Here is a 19,564-nt window from a genome sequence, read left to right as displayed (position 1 = left end):
AGAGGAGATCATAATGCTTGAAACATTAAAAAAAGATGTGTGTGAAATTGCAAAACGTGCCCAGAGAGATGGTTTATGCAAGCATAAATCCGGGAATTTCAGCGCACGGGATCCAGAGACCGGTTATGTGGTCATTACTCCAACCAGTGTAGACCGGGATTTGCTGACTCCAAGGGATATGGTGGTCATGGATTTAGATGCAAGGGTTATTGAAAATCTGTCCGGCTTAAGGCCGACCAGCGAATCCCTGATGCATCTGATGATCTACCGCCAGAGACCAAAAGCAGCGGCAATCGCCCATACACACTCTGCCTATGCCACTGCATTTGCCTTATTGAATAAGCCCCTTCCGGCAGTTGTGTATGAGGTGGCTAATTTAGGCTTATCAAAAGCCCGTGTCCCTGTCGCCCCCTATGGACGTCCGGGAACCACCGGACTGGCAGACAGTGTCATTGAAAGCTGTCTGGAAGCAGACTGCTTTTTGCTGGAAAAGCATGGAGCCGTTGCGGTGGATGAACGTGATATCTATGAAGCATTTTTAAAAGCGGCTTATATTGAGGAATTGGCAGAATTATACTACCTGGCATTGACAGCAGCCGGGGGAAAAGAGCCGGATGGCTTTGGCCCGGAGGAACTGCAAAAGTGGGAATATCCAAAAGAGATTTCGTTTTCCAATGAAATATAAGGAGGAAATCATTTTTGAATCTGTATCTGATCCGGCACGGACGGCAATGTGATAAACGATGCAATGTGGATGTTTCCCTTTCGGAAGAAGGGATCCGCCAGGCCAGGCTGGCCGGAATGCGGATGAAAGATTGGGGAATTGAGATGGTATATTCCAGTGACATGCTGCGGGCAAAGGAAACTGCATACTTTGCAAACTTAGATGAATTTCTGTCTGAGCCATAGAAAGAGAGGGATGGTATGAAAAAGATTATCAACAGTGCGGATACATTTGTTCAGGATACTATGGAAGGTATAATCTGTGCGTACGGTGATAAGGTAAAGCTGTTACATAACGATTATCAGGTACTGGTATCCAATTACCCGGCTAAGGAAGGAAAGGTCAGCGTGGTAACGGCCGGGGGGAGCGGCCACCTTCCGGTATTTCTGGGATATGTCGGGAAAGGGCTGCTGGACGGTTGTGCGGTAGGGGAAGTCTTCGCCTCTCCGGCAGCAGCTAAGATGGCTGACATGATCCGCGCCTGTGACAGGGGGAGCGGAGTACTGTGTTTATACGGAAACTATAACGGCGACCGCTTTAATTTCACCATGGCGTGTGAGGAAGCCGAGTTTGACGATATCCGGACAAAAGCGGTGCTGGTAAAGGATGACGTTGCCAGCTCTCCGACAGAGAATGCACAGAAGCGCCGGGGTGTTGCGGGCATGGTATATGCCTTTAAAATAGCGGGAGCGGCCGCTGATAAAATGATGAGCCTGGAGGAAGTGGCGGCTGTGACAACCAAAGCCCTGGGCAACATCCGCTCCATGGGCGTTGCCCTGTCTCCCTGCATTGTTCCCAAGGCAGGAAAGCCGACCTTTGCCATTGCAGAAGACGAGATTGAGATTGGAATGGGGATTCATGGAGAAGCAGGAATTGAGGTAAGGAAAATGATGACCGCTGACGAGATAGGAGAAACCCTGGTAAACACCATCGTTAAGGATATGCCTTTGAAAGACGGGGATGAAGTGTCCGTAATGGTCAATGGTCTAGGGGGAACCCCCTTAGAGGAACAGTTGATTGTATACAGAAAAGTACATCAGATCCTGTCCAATACAGGAGTCAGCATTGTAATGCCACACATTGGGGAATATGCCACTTCCATGGAAATGGCCGGCCTTTCTGTAACGATTTTTAAGCTGGATCAGGAACTAAAGGAATTGCTGCAGGCTCCGGCAGAATCTCCATTCTATACCAATTCAAATAAATAGGGGGACTATTGTATGGATCGAAAATCAATAAAGGGAGTCATTGAGGCGATCAGTGCAGAAATGTCTGCAAAAAGGGATTATTTGGTGGAGCTGGACCAGGTAAACGGGGATGGGGACCTGGGGATTTCCATGGATGATGGCTACCGGGCAGTGGCGGAATATTTAAAAACTGCCGGGGAAAAGGATCTTGGAAGGCTGATGATGGCATGCGGCAAGGTATTCAATGCTTCGGCCCCATCTTCTCTGGGTACGATTACTTCCTTTGGCTTTATGGGCATGGCAAAAGCACTGAAGGGAAAAGAAGAGGTGAGCTTTGAAGCAGCAGCAGGAGCGATGCTTGCCGGAGTGGAAAACATCATGGAAAAGGCGGAATCAAAGATGGGTGAAAAAACCATTCTGGATTCCCTGTATCCGGGAGTCCTTGCCATGGTAAAACATGCTTCTGATCCCCAAAAAGCAGTAATGGAAGCGGTAAAAGCAGCAGCAGAAGGCTCGGAAGCCACAAAGCAGATGCGGGCAGTTCATGGACGCGCCGCATATTCGGCAGAGAGGAGTATCGGTGTTTTAGATGGTGGCTCTGTGGTTGGAAAATTTATTTTTAAGGGGATTGCCGAGTATTATGGGGCAAAGGAATAACATATAGCTGTCAGGGGAGCGTAAATCACCATATTTTCTGCCTTGGACTTTCTGTTAAAACAGATGGGCCAGGGCAGAATGCTTTGAGGAGTCTTGTACTTGCTGTTGGATTATATTATAATGATAAAAGTTATGGTCTGAAACAGTAAGGAGATATTGCTATATGGAAAATAGATCTAAAACAAAATTAACTGATCACATTGGATTTCACATGCTTTTGGCAGCAACGGGCGGATTTATGGATGCTTATTCATACGTTGACAGAGGCAATGTTTTTGCCACAGGACAGACCGGGAATTTCGTCCTGGCCGCGATCCGGTTCCTATCAAAGGATTTCAGAGGCATGGGTCAAGCCTTTGTGCCCATTGCGGCGTTCTTTGCCGGTGTTTTCCTTGCAAGACATTTTTATTATGAAATTTATAAAGGGGAACATACCAATTGGATATCCGGTATTTTATTTCTGGAAATTGTGATATTGTTTTTGGTCGGCTTTATCCCCCATACGGTGCCGCATCTGTTTGCCAATACGGCGGTATCATTTACTGCGGCAGTACAATTTTGTACCTTTCGCAACTTCGGAGGAAATTTCGCCTATGCACCGGTCTTTTGTACGGGAAATATGCGTTCCTGTGCGGAAATGTATTATGAAGGCTTTGTGAGAAAGAACGAGGTGTGCCGGAAAAGGGCATACCATTACACCGGAATCCTGACAGCTTTTTTCTCCGGAGCACTTATAGGAGGCGGTCTGTCCGTCTGGATTGGGGAAAAGGCGATCTGGATGGTATGTATGTTGCTGCTGGTATCATGGAAAACAGTTGACATGGAAAAGAAAGGCCAAAAAACGTTGCTTCTGCCTTCATAAACAGTGGGTTCACTGAAAGAATCCTGTCTTTATATAAAGTATCATTAGATGATGGTTAGAGTGATAAACAGATGTTTCTTGACATACCTAGAAATTCTATGTATAATATACCTAGAATTTCTAGGTATTATTTTATAGATAAGAGGTGAAATAATGGATAAGAAAATGATGGCATTTGGAACATCGCTGCTGATCTTAAAGCTTTTGGAAACAGAAGAGATGTATGGTTACCAGATAATTAAAGAATTAGAAAAGCAGAGCCAGGATTTATTTGTGCTGAAGGAAGGTACCCTGTATCCCATATTGCATAGTCTGGAACAGCAGGGGGCGATTATTAGCACTGAAAAAGAAGGTCCCAATGGCAGAATGAGAAAGTATTACATCTTGACAGACGATGGCCATCGGTTACTAAAGAAAAAGGAACTTGAATGGAAGAAGTATAGCAGTGTAGTGAGTCAGATACTTGGAGGTGAGATTCTTTATGCCGGATTATAAGAACAATGATGATGTAAGGCAGTTCATGCAGGATGTACAAGACCAGATTCAGTATAAACCAATCGTAACAGAGCTTTGTAATGAATTGTATCAACATATGGAGGAACGGCAGGATGAGTATATGGATCAGGGAATGGATCAGCAGAAAGCTGCCAGAGCAGCCTTACAGGATTTGGGCGATCCATCTGAAATTGGGGTTCTACTAAATCAGATTCACCGGGTGGAAAACCCCAGGTTTTTACTTTTTGGTATTCTGGCACTGGTGGTGGTGGGTGGTATTTACCAGATTACTTATCACATCCAATCTTATTGGTATGCGGAAGACTCTGCGGCTACTCAATTGTTATATCTGATTAAAGAAAATATACATATTATGATGGGTATCCCGCTGTTGTTTGCTGTTATTTATCTGGGATATCCATGGCTGATTAAGCACAGCCGTAGTCTCCTGAAAGGTTTTGTGGTTTATAGTGTAATTGTATTTTTGTTAAACTTGTCAAATATGGTTGGTTTTACTCCGGACAATTTACGGTTTTATTTGTGGAATATATATATGCTTGAACTACCCATATTGATGCTCTCGGTGCCAATACTAATGATATTTTCATATAAAATCAGAAATAAGTGGCGTTATTCTTTTCTGACTCCAATTGCCATATACGCGGTGATTGCTTTCTTTGGTGCTCTTCGATCCGGAGGGTTTGTAGGTTACACTTACGAAGTGATATTTTTAATTGCCTCCTTTTTCATGTTCCTGCTTATGGCATATAAACGATTTTTCTCAAAGAACAGGAGGAGGAGCATGATTGCGGTTGCATTGCTTTGCGTAACCGTTTTATCAATCTGGGGATATTATAAAAGGGGGTCTCTGGAATACTATTTTAAACAGTGTTTTTATCCTGATACTGTAGCGAATGATCATCTTTCTGATGCATATAACAGTCTTTTGATAAAAGATTTACTGAGCAGAGCCAATTTAATTGGGGAAGTAGAGTTATCAGAGCAAGAAATGATTTCATACTTTGATTATAGCTGGTATTATGATGGGATCATAAAGGTTGATAATCGTGAATGGAGAAGGGAGCCGATTGAGCTTTCCGGACTGGAAGATATTCTGCCACAGCATTACCACAATAATTATATGATTGCATATTTTATTTTATCGTATGGCTGGCTCCCGGGAATATTTCTGATTTTACTCCTGACTGGAATTTGTTTTTGGCTAATTTCTATTGCATTGCAAATACGTAATCCGATGGGGCAGTTGACGGCTTTGTCCGCAGCATTATGTATTACACTGCAGGTGGTTTTCTATATAATGGGCAATTTGGGATACCAATTTGGTTACTTTTGCGTTTTGCCTTATTTATCTGAAGGTAAAGTAAATCATATTACCAACATACTATTGACAGGTATACTTATCTCAGCATACCGCTATGATAAAGTGATAAAAGAACCTGAAGAAAATGATGCTATGTCCTGGAGAACAGAAAGGATTTGAGTCATTATGATAATCAGTTTCCCGGTATATTTAAGAGGAGAAATTTCTGGATTTGAATAAATGACAACAAACTGCATTGTTCTGAAGGATAAACAGTTGCTTTTGATAATGGCTATGCTATTAATTTATAAACGATTAATAAAACGCCATATTTTAATCATGTGTAACAATTCTCTCTTGAAGTTGAAATGCATAATATCCATATAATACTAAACGGACAACGGAGCATGAGCCTTAAATCATGCTCTTTTGTATTGTAAATATATTCATAGTTGTATGAAAAAGAGCAAAAAACGCTGAATAAATAAATGCTATATTAGTATCAGGAGTCACCAGTACTGCTTGAAACAAAGGAAAGGAAGAAAGAGATATGGAGGGGAATCCGATTGAAAGATGTGATAAAAAAGTTTGGATATAATATTGTAATCGATAACCTTAATCCGGAGATTGAAGATGGTTCCTTTACTGTCTTGGTAAGTCCGTCAGGCTGCGGCAAATCTACGATTCTGCGTATGATAACAGGTCTGGAGGAACCTACTTCAGGAGAAATTTTCATGACCATTACAAAATCAATGATTTAACTCCGGGTAAGCGGGATATTGCCATGGTATTCCAGAATTCCTTCCACACTTTCGGGCGGACAGCGGCAGAGGGTTGCCCATGCCAGGGCAATGGTAAAGCAGCCAAAGGTTTTTCTTATGGATGAGCCATTGTCTAATCTGGACGCAAAACTCCTCGGGCAGATGAGGATAGAGTTTATTTATATCGAATACATAAATCCTCATTTGATGAATTGATTAAGTGGCTATTGATTGCAAATTAGATATGGAGTATCCACAAGAAGTATGTTATACTAACTTTGTTTATGTTTCGGATACTCCTTTATAGGGAAGAATTCTGATGGATTATACAAGTGTTTTTTATGAAAATTAAACTTGGCATCATAATACCAAAACTCTTCATAGCGGCATAATTCAGTATGGAAGTAAAGGGTTTTTTTTATCAGGAGACGAAGCTTAAAAAGCTTCTGAAAGACAACTTCTTTATATTTGTGCCCGAAAATTACTAAACTTTAAGAAGTTATAGTGATGAAGAAAAATTGTATCTCTTGTAACAACCAAACTAATAAAAAGGAATTAAGTATGAGAAAATTAGCATTAAGTGATGAAATATTATTAAGGCTTGAAAAACCTGCCAGGTATATCGGCAACGAAGTAAACGCAGTGGTAAAAGATCCTCAAAAGGTAGACATCCGCTTTGCCATGTGCTTCCCGGATGTTTATGAGATCGGAATGTCCCACTTGGGAATGCAGATTTTATATGATATGTTTAACCGCAGAGAGGATATATACTGTGAGCGCATTTTTTCCCCCTGGACGGATTTAGACCAGATCATGAGGGAGCAGAATATTCCTCTCTTTGCTTTGGAATCCCAGGATCCTATAAAGAAATTTGATTTCATTGGTATCACCCTTCAATATGAAATGTGTTATACAAACATCCTGCAGGTTCTTGATTTGGGACAAATCCCCCTTCACTGGGCGGACCGGACAGAGGAAGATCCCATTATCATAGGCGGCGGTCCGTGTGCCTACAATCCTGAGCCTTTGGCAGAGTTCTTTGACATGTTCTACATCGGCGAAGGGGAAACCGTTTATTTTGATCTTATGGACCGTTATAAGGAAAATAAGAAAAACGGAGGAAGCCGCCGGGAATTTCTGGAACTGGCTTCGGAGATTGAGGGCATCTATGTACCCGCCTTTTACGATGTGGCCTATAAAGAGGATGGCACCATAAAGAGCATGGAGCCTAACAATCCCCATGCAAAGGAAAAAGTGACAAAGCAGCTGGTTGTTACCATGGATGAGGCTTATTATATTGAAAAGCCGGTGGTTCCTTTTATCAAAGTGACCCAGGACCGGGTGGTCCTGGAAGTCATGAGAGGCTGTATCAGGGGCTGCCGTTTCTGTCAGGCCGGTAATGTTTACCGTCCTTTAAGGGAACACAGCCTGGAATATTTAAAAGATTATGCCAGCAAGCTGCTAAAGAGTACCGGGTATGAGGAAATCTCCCTAAGTTCTTTAAGCTCCAGTGATTACAGCCATTTAGAGGGGATTGTGAATTTCCTGATTGATGAATTTAAGGACAAGGGAGTTAATATTTCATTGCCTTCCCTTCGTATTGACGCCTTTTCTCTTGATGTCATGAGCAAGGTCCAGGATATCAGAAAGAGCAGCCTGACCTTTGCCCCAGAGGCCGGTTCCCAAAGACTTCGTGATGTAATTAACAAAGGGCTGTCAGAAGAGATCATCTTAAAAGGAGCGGGAGAAGCCTTCCAAGGCGGCTGGAACCGGGTAAAGCTTTACTTTATGCTGGGACTTCCCACAGAAACCGTAGAGGATATGGAAGGGATTGCAGAGCTCTCGGAAAAGGTGGCGGAAGTCTACTATGAGATTCCAAAGGACCAGAGAAACGGAAAGGTCCAGGTAGTAGCAAGCTCTTCCTTCTTTGTTCCAAAGCCCTTTACCCCGTTCCAGTGGGCGAAGATGTGTACAAAAGAAGAATTCTTGGAAAGAGCCTATATTGTTAAAGACAAATTTAAAAAGATGCTGAATAAGAAAAGCTTAAAATACAATTATCACGAAGCTGATTTGACGGTCCTGGAAGGCGTTTTGGCCCGCGGGGACAGAAAAATCTCCGCCCTGATTGAAGAAGTCTATAAAAACGGTGCCATTTATGATTCCTGGTCCGAACATTTTAAAAATGATATCTGGATAAAGGCTTTTGAGACCTGCGGCCTGGATGCGGATTTCTACACGGTCAGGGAAAGGGACTTAGAGGAAGTGTTCCCATGGGACTTTATAGATGCTGGCGTTACAAAGGAATTTTTAAAGAGGGAATGGCAGAATGCCATCAATGAAAAAGTTACCCCCAACTGCAGGGAGAGATGTTCCGGCTGCGGGGCTATGGATTTCAAGGGAGGAGTCTGCTATGAAGCTTAGAATTAAATTTTCCAAGCAAGGCCCGGTCAAATTCGTGGGGCATCTGGATGTGATGCGTTATTTCCAGAAGGCTGTGAGAAGGGCTGGCATCGATATCAAATACAGCGAAGGCTTCAGCCCTCATCAGATCATGTCTTTTGCAGCGCCTTTAGGAGTGGGACTTACCAGCAATGGAGAATACATGGACATTGAAGTAAATTCCATGGAAGATTGCAAAACAATGATGAGCCAGTTAAATGAAGCAATGGCAGATGGAATCCAGATCACGGAATGTCATATACTTGACGAACGGGCAAAAAATGCCATGTCACTGGTTGCTTCGGCGGACTATACGCTGACGTTCCGGGAAGGAAAGCAGCCAGAAGATCTTGATTCATTTTTTAACGGCCTTTCGGAATTTATGGAACAGGATCATATCCTTATCACCAAAAAAACAAAAAAGGGCGAAAGAGAAGTGGACTTAAAGGATTTTATCTATGAACTTTCGGTTCAGGGAGAGACTATCTTTATGAAGTTATCAGCCGGGAGCGCTGATAACTTAAAGCCTGAGTTAGTGATGGAGGCTTATTATCAGTGGCTGGGACAGACCTGCCCGGAGTTTGCCTTCCAGATCCAGAGAGAAGAGGTTTACGGCAACACCGGAGATTTAGAACATAGAATACTTGTGCCTTTGGGGCTTATAGGAGAATGCCTTGAATAAGTTAATCATAACCAGATGGAACGGCGCGGTCATCACCCTTTTCCAGTCAGGAAAAAATACGGTCCAGGTCGATATTGAGCCGGAAGAGAACCAGTCCGTTTTGGGCAACATCTATATAGGAAAAGTCAATCATATCGTTAAAAATATCAATGCTGCTTTTGTAGATATGGGAGGGGGGCAGATGGGATATTTAAGCCTGTCTGACGCCAGTATCCACTTTGCGGACCAGAGACCCTATGACGGAAGGCTGTGCCAGGGCGATGAAATCATCGTCCAGATAGAACGGGACGCGGTGAAGACAAAGGCTCCGGTTCTCACCGGAAACCTAAATTTTACCGGCCGCTATTTCGTGCTGACCTCAGGAAAGAAACAGATTGGCTTTTCGTCAAAGATCACGGATCAGGCATGGAAACAGGAGATGAAGCCATTTCTGGAATCCAGAAAAGAAGAAGACTTTGGCATGATTGTCCGCACCAATGCCTATAAGGCTCCGAAAGAGGAACTGGAATCGGAATTGATCCAATTAAAGGATTCTTTTAAGAAGATGCTGGACAATGCAAAGCACAGAACCTGCTACAGCCTTCTTTACAGCTCGGCTCCTTCCTACTTAACCGGCTTAAGGGACAGCCTTAAGTCTTCCCTGGAAGCGGTTATTACCGATGAACCGGATATTTACGAGGCTATAAAGGAATATCTCATCCAGTTCCAGCCGGAAGACTTAGGACTTCTTACATGGTACGAGGACAGCCTGCTTCCCTTAAGAAAGCTTTACCGGATAGAAAAGACCATGGAAGAGGCTTTGGGGAAAAGAGTCTGGTTAAAATCAGGAGGTTACCTGGTCATCGAACCTACGGAAGCCCTGGTAGTCATTGACGTTAATACAGGAAAATATTCCGGGAAAAAAGAACTCAGGGAAACCATCAAAAAGGTCAACTTAGAGGCTGCCGAGGAAATCGGGCATCAGCTGCGTCTCAGGAATTTATCCGGCATTATTATTATAGATTTTATTGATATGGAAGCAGAAGAAGACAGGTGTCTCCTTATGGAACGTCTGGAGGGGATTCTGTCCAAAGATCCGGTCAAGACGACCGTTGTTGAAATGACGAAATTAAATCTGGTGGAAGTGACCAGAAAAAAAATACGAAAGCCTCTTTATGAGCAGGCATTGCAGATGAAGGAGAAGGTTTCATTATGAAAATCATTATTGTGGGTTGCGGTAAGGTGGGAGCAACCCTGGCAGAGCAGCTGAATAACGAGCATCATGATATAATGCTCATTGATAAAAATGCCGATGTCATTAACTCTATTACAGAAAGAATAGACGTCATGGGCGTCGTGGGAAATGGTGCAGTTTATAAAGTACAGATGGAGGCAGGAATTCAGGAGACAGATCTTTTAATTGCCACAACTAATTCCGACGAGCTGAACATGCTTTGCTGCCTGATTGCGAAGAAGGCCGGAAACTGCCATACCATAGCCAGGATCCGCAATCCGGAATATCACTCTGAAATCAACTATATCAGAGAGGAACTGGGGCTTTCCCTGGCCATTAACCCCGAGATGGCTGCGGCCATGGAAATCTCCAGGCTGCTTCGTTTTCCGTCTGCAATCAAAATTGATACCTTTGCCAAGGGCAGGATTGAGATATTAAAATTCCTCGTGCCGGATCATTCCATCCTTCATAACATGAAGGTGCGTGAGGTCCTTACCATGCTTCACTGCAATGTGCTGATCTGTGCCATTGAGCATGGCAATGAAGTCATCATTCCAAGCGGTGAATCCGTTATGATGGCCGGAGATAAGATATCCTTTATCGCATCGCCTGCGGAAGCTAATGAATTCTTCAAGCAGGCTGGGATTGATAACAATACAATTAGGACAGCAATGCTGGTAGGCGGCGGAAAGATTACATACTACGTTGCAAAATTGTTGGAAAACACAAAGATAAGCGTCAAGATTCTGGAGCAGAATATGGAACGCTGTAATGAACTGAGCGAGCTTCTTCCCAAGGCCATGGTCATTCATGGAGATGCCTCCAATCAGGAGCTGCTTCTTCAGGAAGGAATCGGACAGATTGATGCCTTTGCTTCTCTTACCGGCTTTGACGAAGAAAACATTATGCTTTCCCTTTATGCAGCAAGCCAGTCCAGGGCAAAGCTGATTACAAAGGTGAATCGGATCGCTTTTGAAAATGTCATTGATTCCATGAATTTAGGCAGTGTTATCTATCCCAAGCTCATCACCTCTGAGACGATTCTCCAATACGTCCGTGCCATGCAGAATTCCATGGGGAGCAATGTGGAAACCCTCTATAAAATCGTGGCGGACAGGGCGGAAGCCTTGGAATTCCGGGTGGCAAATGAGCCAAGTATCGTAGGGATTCCACTTGAAAAGCTTGAGCTTAAAAATAACCTTCTTGTGGCCTTTATCAACCGGAATGGACATTTTATCAGTCCCCGCGGAAAAGACACTCTGGAAGAAGGCGACCGGGTAATCGTAGTCACCACGGTGACCGGGCTCAATGATTTAAAGGACATACTAAGGTAGGAAAAGGCGAAAAAGCTATGAATAAAAAAGTTATCATCTATCTGATGGGCTGGATTTTAAATATTGAGGCAGTTTTTATGTTGCTGCCGTTTATCACTGCATTAATTTATCAGGAATCCAGCGGTTACTGGTTTCTGGCAGTTATGGCGGTCTGTGGAGGCATCGGGCTTATTTTTACCCGCAGAAAGCCTGAAAACATGGTTTTCTTTGCAAAAGAAGGTTTTGTTACCGTTGCACTAAGCTGGATTGTCTTAAGCTTTTTTGGGGCAATGCCCTTTTATTTAAGCGGGGAGATCCCCAGATTTGAAGATGCCATGTTTGAAGTTATTTCCGGTTTTACCACAACCGGCTCCAGTATTTTGCCGGATGTGGAATCTCTTTCCCAATGCATGATCATGTGGAGGAGCTTTACCCACTGGATTGGCGGTATGGGCGTTCTGGTATTTATTTTATCCATACTCCCTCTTGCCGGCGGTTATAATATGTACATTATGAAGGCGGAAAGCCCTGGCCCCTCTGTTGGAAAACTGGTGCCCAAGGTGCGGACGACCGCTAAAATTCTTTATAAAATCTATTTATTTATGACGTTGCTGCAAGTCATCCTTTTGCTGTTAGGAGGTATGCCGCTTTTTGACTCACTTGCAATCAGCTTTGGAACAGCCGGTACAGGCGGATTTGGGATCAAGAATAGCAGCATGGCTTTTTATGACAGTTATTATCTGCAGGGTGTTGTTACCGTGTTTATGATTTTATTCGGTATTAACTTTAACGTGTATCACCTGCTTTTAACCCGTCATCCAAAGGAGGCCTTCCGTTGTGAGGAAGCCAGGGCATATCTGGGAATCATTGCGGCGTCGGTTTTATTTATTACCTTTAATATCCGAGGCAGCTTTGGCAGCCTGTTTTCCGCTTTTCATCATGCGGCATTCCAGGTAGCTTCAATTATCACCACTACGGGTTATTCCACCGTTGACTTTGACTTATGGCCGGAATTTTCAAAAGGGATCCTGGTCGCTCTTATGTTTATCGGTGCTTGTGCAGGAAGTACGGGCGGAGGCTTTAAGGTATCACGAGTCGTTATCCTTTTAAAGGCTGTTAAAAAGGAGCTGGCCTCCATGATCCATCCCAGAAGCGTGAAGATTATAAAGCTGGAGGGGAAACCCGTTGAACATAATGTGCTCCGGTCCATCAATACATTTTTAGGTGCTTACATCGTGATTTTTACGGTTTCTGTCCTGATCGTCAGTTTGGATAACTTTGATTTTACCACCAATTTCACCGCCGTAGCAGCAACCTTTAATAACATCGGGCCGGGACTGGCAGGGGCCGGCCCTCTCCAGAACTTCTCCAATTTTTCTGCTTTGTCCAAATATGTTATGATGTTTGACATGCTGGCGGGACGTTTGGAGGTATTCCCAATGTTATTGATATTTGCACCTTCTACATGGAAAAATAATTAATTAATGAAAAGGCCGCAGATTTTGAAGCTCTGCGGCCTTGTTTCATGGATAGAAGAGTGAAATGTTACTGGATTTCCTTTGTACATCTTTCCGGAAGACTGGTGTTTCCGTTATGGTTGCCGCAGTAGACTCCTTTTTTAATTGGCGCTAATAAAAAGCCCAGGACGCAGCCCAACAGAAGTGCCGACACGATGGATAATCGTTTTTCAGCTAAACTCCATTCTCTGTTAAAAAAGATTCTCATAGTCTGATCTCCTTTCATTTGCTTATGAAAATTTATAAGGTTCATAATTGTTCTTATAATAACAAGGATCGTTCTGATAATCCATGGAATCATAATCGTTCCGGCACCGGCAGGACGGCATCACTGCAATCCCAAACGACCCTTTTAGTGACATCATGTCCATAACAGAAGCTGGTAAATATATAATTATTAATGCCCAATCGTCTTTATTCATATCCCCTTGTTTTATCCTGCGGCTTCTATTATACTAGGTGTCAGAAAGAAATACAAGAAAAAGCCGGGCTGAAAGCGGAAAAGCCGAGTATTTTTTATTTAAAAGATATTGACAGAACAGTATGGGAATGATATATTAGTACAGTATGCCGCACAATGAGGTTTGAAAGTTTCCATGTTTTTAGGAACACCATAGTTGGCGAGTAATGATAATAGGAGGTGCCATATGTACGCGATTATTGCAACAGGTGGAAAGCAGTACAAAGTAGCGGAAGGCGATATCATTAAAGTGGAAAAGCTTGGTGTTGACGCTGGCGAGGCTGTCACATTTGACCAGGTACTTGTTGTAAACAATGGTGAATTAGCTGTTGGCTGCCCAACCGTAGCAGGTGCTACCGTAACAGGTACAGTTGTGAAGGAAGGCAAAGCTAAGAAGGTTATTGTTTACAAGTATAAGAGAAAATCCGGATACCATAAGAAAAATGGTCACAGACAGTCTTATACTCAGGTTAAGATCGAAAAGATCAATGCTTAATTATGATAAGAGTAACCGTATTGGTTGATTCGGAACAGCATTATGCAGGAATTCAGATGTTGGGACATGCCGGTTTAGCTGATGATCATCAGGAAGGGCAGGAACTTGTTTGTGCTGCAGCGTCAGCGCTTACATTTAACATGACCAACAGCGTGGAACAGTTTACAGAAGATTCCTTTGAAGTGAATCAGGAGGAAAAGACAGGTGCTTTTCAATTTCGTTTTACTTCAAATATAAGTTCAGGATCACAACTCCTTATGAATTCTTTGGTATTGGGATTACAGGATATTGAAGAAGAATATGGAGAACCATATATTAAAATCCGATTTAAGGAGGTGTAAGTAATGTTAAGAATGAACCTTCAATTTTTCGCTCATAAAAAGGGTGTTGGTTCTACCAAGAACGGTAGAGATTCCGAGTCTAAGAGATTAGGCGCTAAAAGAGCTGACGGTCAGTTCGTATTAGCTGGCAATATTCTGTACAGACAGCGCGGAACTCACATTCATCCAGGCATCAACGTAGGCCGTGGCGGTGATGATACATTATTCGCTTTAGTGGATGGCGTTGTAAGATTCGAGAGAAAAGGCAGAGACAAAAAGCAGGTTTCTGTTTATCCTAAAGCAATTAACGAATAATTGGACCGGCTTCATACCTTAAACGTATGGAGCCGTTTTTTACGATACAGGAACTGCCCGGCTGCCTGTATTCAAAAATTCGCTGCTCATGCTCAATTTAGGGTTGAACCCTTTAAGAAAGGGGCTTAACCCTTTAAAGGAAAGGGGTTCAACCCTAATTTTAATCGAAAAGAAAGGTAACAGGTGAATGAATGTTTGCCGATAGAGCAAAAATATTTATAAGATCCGGAAAAGGCGGCGATGGCCATGTCAGCTTCCGGAGGGAACTTTATGTTCCGTGCGGCGGTCCTGACGGAGGTGACGGAGGCCGCGGCGGTAATATTATATTTGAGGTAGATGAAGGCCTTAACACATTAACTGATTTCCGGCATATTCACAAATATGCCGCACAAGATGGGGAATCAGGCGGAAAACGCCGCTGCCATGGTAAGGACGGCGGGGATTTGGTAATCAAGGTCCCGGAAGGTACGGTACTCAAGGAATTTGAATCTGGAAAAGTCATAGCAGATATGTCCGGTGAGAACTGCCGGGAGGTTATTTTAAAGGGAGGTAGAGGCGGTCAGGGAAATATGCATTATGCAACCCCTACCATGCAGGCCCCCAAATATGCCCAGCCTGGACAGGCTTGTCAGGAACTTTGGGTACAGCTGGAATTAAAGGTTATTGCGGATGTGGGACTGGTTGGTTTTCCAAACGTTGGAAAATCCACACTCCTCTCCAGAGTCAGCAATGCAAAACCTAAAATAGCCAATTATCATTTTACAACCTTAAACCCCCATTTGGGAGTTGTGGATGTGGATGGAGGAAAAGGCTTTGTGATGGCTGACATTCCAGGTCTTATTGAGGGCGCTTCCGAGGGTGTTGGATTAGGACATGATTTTCTCCGTCATATTGAGCGGACAAGAGTCCTGGTTCATGTGGTGGATGCCGCATCTACGGAAGGAAGAGATCCCATTGCGGATATCCATGCCATCAACAAGGAACTGGAGGCTTATAATCCGGAGCTGATAGAGCGTCCTCAGATTATTGCGGCCAATAAGACAGATGCAATATATGATGACGGTGAAGATCCGATTGAAAGGCTTAAGGCGGAATTTGAACCTCAGGGTGTTAAGGTGTATCCTATATCCGCGGTAAGCGGAAAGGGCGTTAAAGAACTGTTATACGCCATTTATGAGCTGCTTCAGACTGTGAATCTAAGTCCGATCATATTTGAAAAGGAATTCGATATTAATAGCCTGGCTTATGCACTGCTTCCTTATACTGTGGAAGTTACAGAAGATGGAGTTTACGTGGTAGAAGGTCCACGCATTGAAAAAATGTTAGGCTATACGAATCTGGAGTCAGAAAAAGGCTTCAGCTTCTTCCAGAAATTCTTAAAAGAAAACGGAATTTTAGAAGAGCTGGAACAGGCGGGAATTAAAGAAGGAGATACGGTCCGCATGTATGGTCTTGAATTTGACTATTACAAATAACGAGGAGAATAATATGACAAGTAAGCAGAGATCCTATTTAAAGGGATTGGCGATGAATATAGATCCTATCTTCCAGATTGGAAAATCCAGCCTGACACCGGAGATCACCAATGCGGTTACAGAGGCGCTGGAAGCCAGAGAGTTAGTAAAGATTACTGTGCTCAAGAATTGTCTGGATGATGGAAACAGCATTGCCGCAGTGTTATCAGAGAGGACCCATTCCGAAGTCGTTCAGGTGATCGGAAGGAAGATAGTCCTTTATAAGCAGGCGAAAGAGGAAAATAAGAGGAAGATCGTGCTTCCTAAATAAATCCTGTTTCATTTTCGGGTCAGGGAGTCGATGATTATGGGTAAAATTGGCATTATGGGCGGTACGTTTGACCCAATCCACAATGGGCATCTGTTGATTGGCGGGCAGGCATATAAGGAATACGGCTTAAAAGAAATCTGGTATATGCCCTCCGGGCATCCGCCGCATAAAAAGAGCCGTAATGTGACAGAGCCGGCCATGCGTCTTGCTATGACGGAACTTGCCGTGAAAGATCATGAAGGCTTTGTCTGTTCGGATTTTGAGGTGAGCCGGAATGGGTATACGTATACAGCGCAGACATTAAGATTACTGCATGAAGAATATCCGGAGCATTCCTTTTATTTTATCATTGGAGCTGATTCTTTATATGAAATTGAGAATTGGTATGAGCCGGATCAGGTGTTGTCCCAGGCAGTCATATTGGCCGCCCGGCGGGAATATGAGGAAGCAGACCGTTCTATGGATAAGCAGATTGCTTATCTTGCCTCCAAATACGGCGCGGATATCCGCACGCTTCACTGTGGAGAAATGGACATTTCTTCTGCGGAGTTACGCCGCATGATTGCCAGTGGCCAGTCCATAGCAGACTATGTACCGCGGGAGGTTATCGAGTATATCAGGGCCCACAGTTTATATCAGGAGTTGGAACCATGAAAGATCTGATCTTAGAGTTGAGAAATGATTTAAAGGGAAGATTAACTCCTTCCAGGTTTGAGCATACGGTCAGCGTATCATTTATTTGCACCGCATTGGCGATGTGCTATGGATGTGACTTAAATAAAGCGGAGCTGGCCGGCCTGCTTCATGATTGCGCCAAGCCTTATGGAGATGACGAAATTATCAGAAAATGCAGGAAACAGAATCTTCCATTAACTGACGATGAACTTAAGGCTCCGGTAGTGCTCCATGCGAAATATGGGGCATGGCTGGCAGAGCATAAATACCGTATAAATGACAGTGAGATTATAAATGCCATACGTTGGCATACTACCGGAAGACCGGAGATGTCAACATTGGAGAAAATCGTTTTTACGGCGGATTATATTGAACCCCGACGTGACAGGGCGATGAATCTGGCCCTTGTGCGGTCTGTGGCGTTTGCAGACTTAGATGAGTGTGTTTATCAGATACTTAAGGAAACCTTGGATTATCTGGAAGGAAAAGGCAGTTTTGTGGACTCTATGTCAAAGCAGGCATATGCTTATTATAAGCAGGTTCACGAAGAAAAGAAGGGAGAGCAAGGATGAATCAGTCAGTTGAGATGGTAAAAACCGCTTATGCAGCTTTAGCGGATAAGAAAGGGGAAGATATCAGAATCATTGATATCTGCAAAGTATCCGTAATAGCAGATTATTTTATTATTGCCAGCGGTACCAATACAAATCAGGTTCAGGCCATGGTCGACAATGTAGAGGAAGAACTTGGAAAAAAGGGATTTGTCTGCAAACAGGTGGAAGGCTATCAGTCTGCCAACTGGATACTCATGGACTACGGCGATATCATCGTCCATGTATTTGACCGTGATAATCGTTTGTTCTATGATCTGGAAAGAATCTGGAGAGATGGAAAGACAATTGAGGCTGAGGAATTGGAAGCTTTATTATAAAAACGGAATTTGCTAGGGTAAAACGGCTTAACAGAACTTGTGAGCCGTTTTTTAGTTGCAGTTTTTATAGAAGCAGGAAAATTATTATCTTCCTGCAGAATCATCATCGTGTATTTAAAGTCTTAAAATGATGATACCGGCCCATGGTTTACATAATTATATTATGTAAACCATGGGCCGGTATCATATTTCACATTTAAAATCTCAATGAATTCCCAAGCGGAACAAACCGATTACCTTACCCAGGATTTCCACATTTTCTACAATAATCGGGTCCATGGTATCATTCTCCGGCTGGAGGCGGTAATGTCCTTTTTCTTTAAAAAAACGCTTCACGGTTGCAGAATCATCAACCAATGCCACTACGATTTCTCCGTTAAGAGCTGTTGGGCAGTGTTCAACAATAATCTGATCACCCTCGAGAATGCCTGCATTGATCATGCTGTTTCCCTTGACTTTTAACATAAAGGTCTCGGCGTTTGGAAGAAGGTCGGCTGGTATGGGATAATAGTTTTCAATGTTTTCCTCTGCATAAAGAGGTTGTCCGGCTGCTACGGTTCCCAGAAGCGGGACATTCACAACCTCCCGGCGTGTCAGCTGGAAACAATCGTCTATGATCTCAATGGTCCTGGGCTTGGTAGGGTCCCTTCTTATGTATCCCTTTTCCTCAAGCGTCTCCAGATGGGAGTGGACAGATGATGTTGATTTTAAACAGACGGCTTCGCAGATCTCCCTGACTGCCGGCGGATAGCCCTTCTTTAGAATCGTTTCCTTTATATATTCTAAAATTTCCTGCTGCTTTGGGGTAATTCTCTCTTGTGCCATGTTACGGCCTCCTCAATCCTTATTCATTAAGACTATAGTAACATATGTTCGATAGAAATGCAAACCTTTGTTCGAAAAAGTACAAAATCATTTGACAAACATATGTTCGTGGTGATATGATGAGGACAAGAAAAGAACCTACGTTCTGTTTGGGACTGTTTTAGAGGAGGTATGCATATGATGAAGCAATTGATTGCACTGTCACTGGTCGTTTTGCTTGGTTCCCATTTTTTTGGCAATTCCATAATGAATGCCCTTGCCGGGGAGACGGAAGGGCCGGCGGTCGATAAGTATTATACCAGCATTGAGATCCAAAAGGGGGACAGCTTATGGAGCATTGCCGGAACGTACTTGGAAAACAGCGGTATGACCACTGCCCAATACGTGAAAGAATTAAAGAATATAAACGGTTTAAAGGAAGATACCATTCACAGCGGTCAGTATCTGACTGTTATGTACTTTGCAACAGATTCTGATTCAGGAGTGAGGTAAATGAGATCACCGGGCCGTTATTTTTAATTCCATTGATTTTATATTAATTATACTTTAGAATAATAGAAGCACCATCTGCTAAATCGGTGTATTT

The 19,564-nt window shown here is 43.3% G+C and carries 22 protein-coding genes and 2 pseudogenes; 22 read left to right on the top strand and 2 right to left on the bottom strand.

Going from position 1 to position 19,564, the window contains the following annotated elements:
• Positions 1 to 13 precede the first annotated feature (13 nt).
• The 13 genes and pseudogenes from AC27IJ_RS17190 to AC27IJ_RS17130 all read left to right on the top strand — a co-directional run bounded on the left by AC27IJ_RS17190 (position 14) and on the right by AC27IJ_RS17130 (position 13,135).
• The gene (locus AC27IJ_RS17190) at positions 14 to 685 is read left to right on the top strand and encodes a class II aldolase/adducin family protein (RefSeq protein WP_312443355.1); all 672 of its coding nucleotides are present in this window, start codon (positions 14 to 16) and stop codon (positions 683 to 685) included.
• A 14-nt stretch (positions 686 to 699) separates the two neighbouring features.
• Positions 700 to 885: pseudogene (locus tag AC27IJ_RS17185) on the top strand (histidine phosphatase family protein); the annotation flags it as partial.
• 39 nt (positions 886 to 924) lie between these two features.
• A complete protein-coding gene (locus AC27IJ_RS17180; RefSeq protein WP_312443356.1) occupies positions 925 to 1,932 on the top strand; it encodes a dihydroxyacetone kinase subunit DhaK in 1,008 nt (335 codons plus the stop codon).
• A 12-nt stretch (positions 1,933 to 1,944) separates the two neighbouring features.
• Positions 1,945 to 2,568 carry a dihydroxyacetone kinase subunit L gene (locus tag AC27IJ_RS17175; RefSeq protein ID WP_487149906.1) on the top strand — a complete coding sequence of 208 codons (624 nt, stop codon included), beginning with the start codon at positions 1,945 to 1,947 and terminating at the stop codon, positions 2,566 to 2,568.
• 163 nt (positions 2,569 to 2,731) lie between these two features.
• A complete protein-coding gene (locus AC27IJ_RS17170; RefSeq protein WP_312443360.1) occupies positions 2,732 to 3,430 on the top strand; it encodes a YoaK family protein in 699 nt (232 codons plus the stop codon).
• A 153-nt stretch (positions 3,431 to 3,583) separates the two neighbouring features.
• Positions 3,584 to 3,925 carry a PadR family transcriptional regulator gene (locus AC27IJ_RS17165; RefSeq protein ID WP_312443362.1) on the top strand — a complete coding sequence of 114 codons (342 nt, stop codon included), beginning with the start codon at positions 3,584 to 3,586 and terminating at the stop codon, positions 3,923 to 3,925.
• A complete protein-coding gene (locus AC27IJ_RS17160) occupies positions 3,912 to 5,426 on the top strand; it encodes a permease prefix domain 1-containing protein (protein ID WP_487149903.1) in 1,515 nt (504 codons plus the stop codon). Before AC27IJ_RS17165 ends, AC27IJ_RS17160 begins: the two co-directional genes overlap by 14 nt.
• A 368-nt stretch (positions 5,427 to 5,794) precedes the next feature.
• Positions 5,795 to 6,181, top strand: a pseudogene (locus AC27IJ_RS17155) (ATP-binding cassette domain-containing protein); the annotation flags it as partial.
• Between the two features lie 387 nt (positions 6,182 to 6,568).
• Positions 6,569 to 8,428 (top strand): TIGR03960 family B12-binding radical SAM protein, encoded by a 1,860-nt coding sequence (locus AC27IJ_RS17150; protein WP_313154096.1) that lies wholly within the window; start codon positions 6,569 to 6,571, stop codon positions 8,426 to 8,428.
• Complete coding sequence (locus tag AC27IJ_RS17145; RefSeq protein WP_312501721.1) at positions 8,418 to 9,128, top strand: TIGR03936 family radical SAM-associated protein; 711 nt, start codon at positions 8,418 to 8,420, stop codon at positions 9,126 to 9,128. The genes AC27IJ_RS17150 and AC27IJ_RS17145 overlap by 11 nt, the downstream gene beginning before the upstream one ends.
• Positions 9,121 to 10,323 (top strand): ribonuclease E/G, encoded by a 1,203-nt coding sequence (locus AC27IJ_RS17140; RefSeq protein ID WP_312443371.1) that lies wholly within the window; start codon positions 9,121 to 9,123, stop codon positions 10,321 to 10,323. Before AC27IJ_RS17145 ends, AC27IJ_RS17140 begins: the two co-directional genes overlap by 8 nt.
• Positions 10,320 to 11,675 carry a Trk system potassium transporter TrkA gene (trkA, locus tag AC27IJ_RS17135; RefSeq protein WP_312443372.1) on the top strand — a complete coding sequence of 452 codons (1,356 nt, stop codon included), beginning with the start codon at positions 10,320 to 10,322 and terminating at the stop codon, positions 11,673 to 11,675. The genes AC27IJ_RS17140 and trkA overlap by 4 nt, the downstream gene beginning before the upstream one ends.
• 17 nt (positions 11,676 to 11,692) lie before the next feature.
• Positions 11,693 to 13,135 (top strand): TrkH family potassium uptake protein, encoded by a 1,443-nt coding sequence (locus AC27IJ_RS17130; protein WP_312443373.1) that lies wholly within the window; start codon positions 11,693 to 11,695, stop codon positions 13,133 to 13,135.
• 64 nt (positions 13,136 to 13,199) lie between these two features.
• Here AC27IJ_RS17130 and AC27IJ_RS17125 read toward each other — a convergent pair whose 3' ends face one another.
• Positions 13,200 to 13,379, bottom strand: a complete 180-nt coding sequence (locus tag AC27IJ_RS17125; protein WP_312443375.1) for a hypothetical protein — start codon at positions 13,377 to 13,379, stop codon at positions 13,200 to 13,202.
• 439 nt (positions 13,380 to 13,818) lie between these two features.
• On the opposite strand from AC27IJ_RS17125, the gene rplU reads away from it, so the two are divergent.
• The 8 genes from rplU to rsfS all read left to right on the top strand — a co-directional run bounded on the left by rplU (position 13,819) and on the right by rsfS (position 18,153).
• Complete coding sequence (gene rplU / locus AC27IJ_RS17120; protein ID WP_025233053.1) at positions 13,819 to 14,127, top strand: 50S ribosomal protein L21; 309 nt, start codon at positions 13,819 to 13,821, stop codon at positions 14,125 to 14,127.
• 2 nt (positions 14,128 to 14,129) lie between these two features.
• Positions 14,130 to 14,468, top strand: coding sequence for a ribosomal-processing cysteine protease Prp (locus AC27IJ_RS17115; protein WP_487149898.1), 339 nt, complete (start codon positions 14,130 to 14,132; stop codon positions 14,466 to 14,468).
• A 3-nt stretch (positions 14,469 to 14,471) separates the two neighbouring features.
• Positions 14,472 to 14,762 (top strand): 50S ribosomal protein L27, encoded by a 291-nt coding sequence (gene rpmA, locus AC27IJ_RS17110; protein ID WP_013272669.1) that lies wholly within the window; start codon positions 14,472 to 14,474, stop codon positions 14,760 to 14,762.
• Between the two features lie 191 nt (positions 14,763 to 14,953).
• Positions 14,954 to 16,237 carry a GTPase ObgE gene (obgE, locus tag AC27IJ_RS17105; protein WP_312501717.1) on the top strand — a complete coding sequence of 428 codons (1,284 nt, stop codon included), beginning with the start codon at positions 14,954 to 14,956 and terminating at the stop codon, positions 16,235 to 16,237.
• A 13-nt stretch (positions 16,238 to 16,250) separates the two neighbouring features.
• A complete protein-coding gene (gene yhbY / locus AC27IJ_RS17100; RefSeq protein ID WP_312443382.1) occupies positions 16,251 to 16,547 on the top strand; it encodes a ribosome assembly RNA-binding protein YhbY in 297 nt (98 codons plus the stop codon).
• A gap of 36 nt (positions 16,548 to 16,583) precedes the next feature.
• Positions 16,584 to 17,201 (top strand): nicotinate-nucleotide adenylyltransferase, encoded by a 618-nt coding sequence (nadD, locus tag AC27IJ_RS17095; RefSeq protein WP_312501715.1) that lies wholly within the window; start codon positions 16,584 to 16,586, stop codon positions 17,199 to 17,201.
• Positions 17,198 to 17,794, top strand: a complete 597-nt coding sequence (yqeK, locus tag AC27IJ_RS17090) for a bis(5'-nucleosyl)-tetraphosphatase (symmetrical) YqeK (RefSeq protein WP_312443385.1) — start codon at positions 17,198 to 17,200, stop codon at positions 17,792 to 17,794. The genes nadD and yqeK overlap by 4 nt, the downstream gene beginning before the upstream one ends.
• Positions 17,791 to 18,153 (top strand): ribosome silencing factor, encoded by a 363-nt coding sequence (gene rsfS / locus AC27IJ_RS17085; protein ID WP_312443387.1) that lies wholly within the window; start codon positions 17,791 to 17,793, stop codon positions 18,151 to 18,153. Before yqeK ends, rsfS begins: the two co-directional genes overlap by 4 nt.
• 204 nt (positions 18,154 to 18,357) lie before the next feature.
• Here rsfS and lexA read toward each other — a convergent pair whose 3' ends face one another.
• Positions 18,358 to 18,978 carry a transcriptional repressor LexA gene (gene lexA / locus AC27IJ_RS17080; RefSeq protein ID WP_312443389.1) on the bottom strand — a complete coding sequence of 207 codons (621 nt, stop codon included), beginning with the start codon at positions 18,976 to 18,978 and terminating at the stop codon, positions 18,358 to 18,360.
• 177 nt (positions 18,979 to 19,155) lie between these two features.
• Between lexA and AC27IJ_RS17075 the strand changes: the two genes are divergently transcribed.
• The gene (locus AC27IJ_RS17075) at positions 19,156 to 19,470 is read left to right on the top strand and encodes a LysM peptidoglycan-binding domain-containing protein (protein WP_313154105.1); all 315 of its coding nucleotides are present in this window, start codon (positions 19,156 to 19,158) and stop codon (positions 19,468 to 19,470) included.
• The last annotated feature ends 94 nt before the right edge of the window (positions 19,471 to 19,564 follow it).

This window comes from Lacrimispora sp. YZC11 (assembly GCF_057543815.1).
This window is presented reverse-complemented; position numbering and strand designations above follow the sequence as displayed.

Coding starts and splice junctions, on each gene's coding strand:
- AC27IJ_RS17190 (WP_312443355.1), top strand. CDS start 14: ATGCTTGAAACATTAAAAAAAGATGTGTGTGAAATTGCAAAACGTGCC.
- AC27IJ_RS17125 (WP_312443375.1), bottom strand. CDS start 13,379: ATGAGAATCTTTTTTAACAGAGAATGGAGTTTAGCTGAAAAACGATTA.
- nadD (WP_312501715.1), top strand. CDS start 16,584: ATGGGTAAAATTGGCATTATGGGCGGTACGTTTGACCCAATCCACAAT.
- trkA (WP_312443372.1), top strand. CDS start 10,320: ATGAAAATCATTATTGTGGGTTGCGGTAAGGTGGGAGCAACCCTGGCA.
- AC27IJ_RS17115 (WP_487149898.1), top strand. CDS start 14,130: ATGATAAGAGTAACCGTATTGGTTGATTCGGAACAGCATTATGCAGGA.
- AC27IJ_RS17150 (WP_313154096.1), top strand. CDS start 6,569: ATGAGAAAATTAGCATTAAGTGATGAAATATTATTAAGGCTTGAAAAA.
- AC27IJ_RS17145 (WP_312501721.1), top strand. CDS start 8,418: ATGAAGCTTAGAATTAAATTTTCCAAGCAAGGCCCGGTCAAATTCGTG.
- AC27IJ_RS17165 (WP_312443362.1), top strand. CDS start 3,584: ATGGATAAGAAAATGATGGCATTTGGAACATCGCTGCTGATCTTAAAG.
- lexA (WP_312443389.1), bottom strand. CDS start 18,978: ATGGCACAAGAGAGAATTACCCCAAAGCAGCAGGAAATTTTAGAATAT.
- AC27IJ_RS17130 (WP_312443373.1), top strand. CDS start 11,693: ATGAATAAAAAAGTTATCATCTATCTGATGGGCTGGATTTTAAATATT.
- rpmA (WP_013272669.1), top strand. CDS start 14,472: ATGTTAAGAATGAACCTTCAATTTTTCGCTCATAAAAAGGGTGTTGGT.
- rsfS (WP_312443387.1), top strand. CDS start 17,791: ATGAATCAGTCAGTTGAGATGGTAAAAACCGCTTATGCAGCTTTAGCG.
- yhbY (WP_312443382.1), top strand. CDS start 16,251: ATGACAAGTAAGCAGAGATCCTATTTAAAGGGATTGGCGATGAATATA.
- rplU (WP_025233053.1), top strand. CDS start 13,819: ATGTACGCGATTATTGCAACAGGTGGAAAGCAGTACAAAGTAGCGGAA.
- yqeK (WP_312443385.1), top strand. CDS start 17,198: ATGAAAGATCTGATCTTAGAGTTGAGAAATGATTTAAAGGGAAGATTA.
- AC27IJ_RS17175 (WP_487149906.1), top strand. CDS start 1,945: ATGGATCGAAAATCAATAAAGGGAGTCATTGAGGCGATCAGTGCAGAA.
- AC27IJ_RS17160 (WP_487149903.1), top strand. CDS start 3,912: ATGCCGGATTATAAGAACAATGATGATGTAAGGCAGTTCATGCAGGAT.
- AC27IJ_RS17075 (WP_313154105.1), top strand. CDS start 19,156: ATGATGAAGCAATTGATTGCACTGTCACTGGTCGTTTTGCTTGGTTCC.
- AC27IJ_RS17170 (WP_312443360.1), top strand. CDS start 2,732: ATGGAAAATAGATCTAAAACAAAATTAACTGATCACATTGGATTTCAC.
- obgE (WP_312501717.1), top strand. CDS start 14,954: ATGTTTGCCGATAGAGCAAAAATATTTATAAGATCCGGAAAAGGCGGC.
- AC27IJ_RS17180 (WP_312443356.1), top strand. CDS start 925: ATGAAAAAGATTATCAACAGTGCGGATACATTTGTTCAGGATACTATG.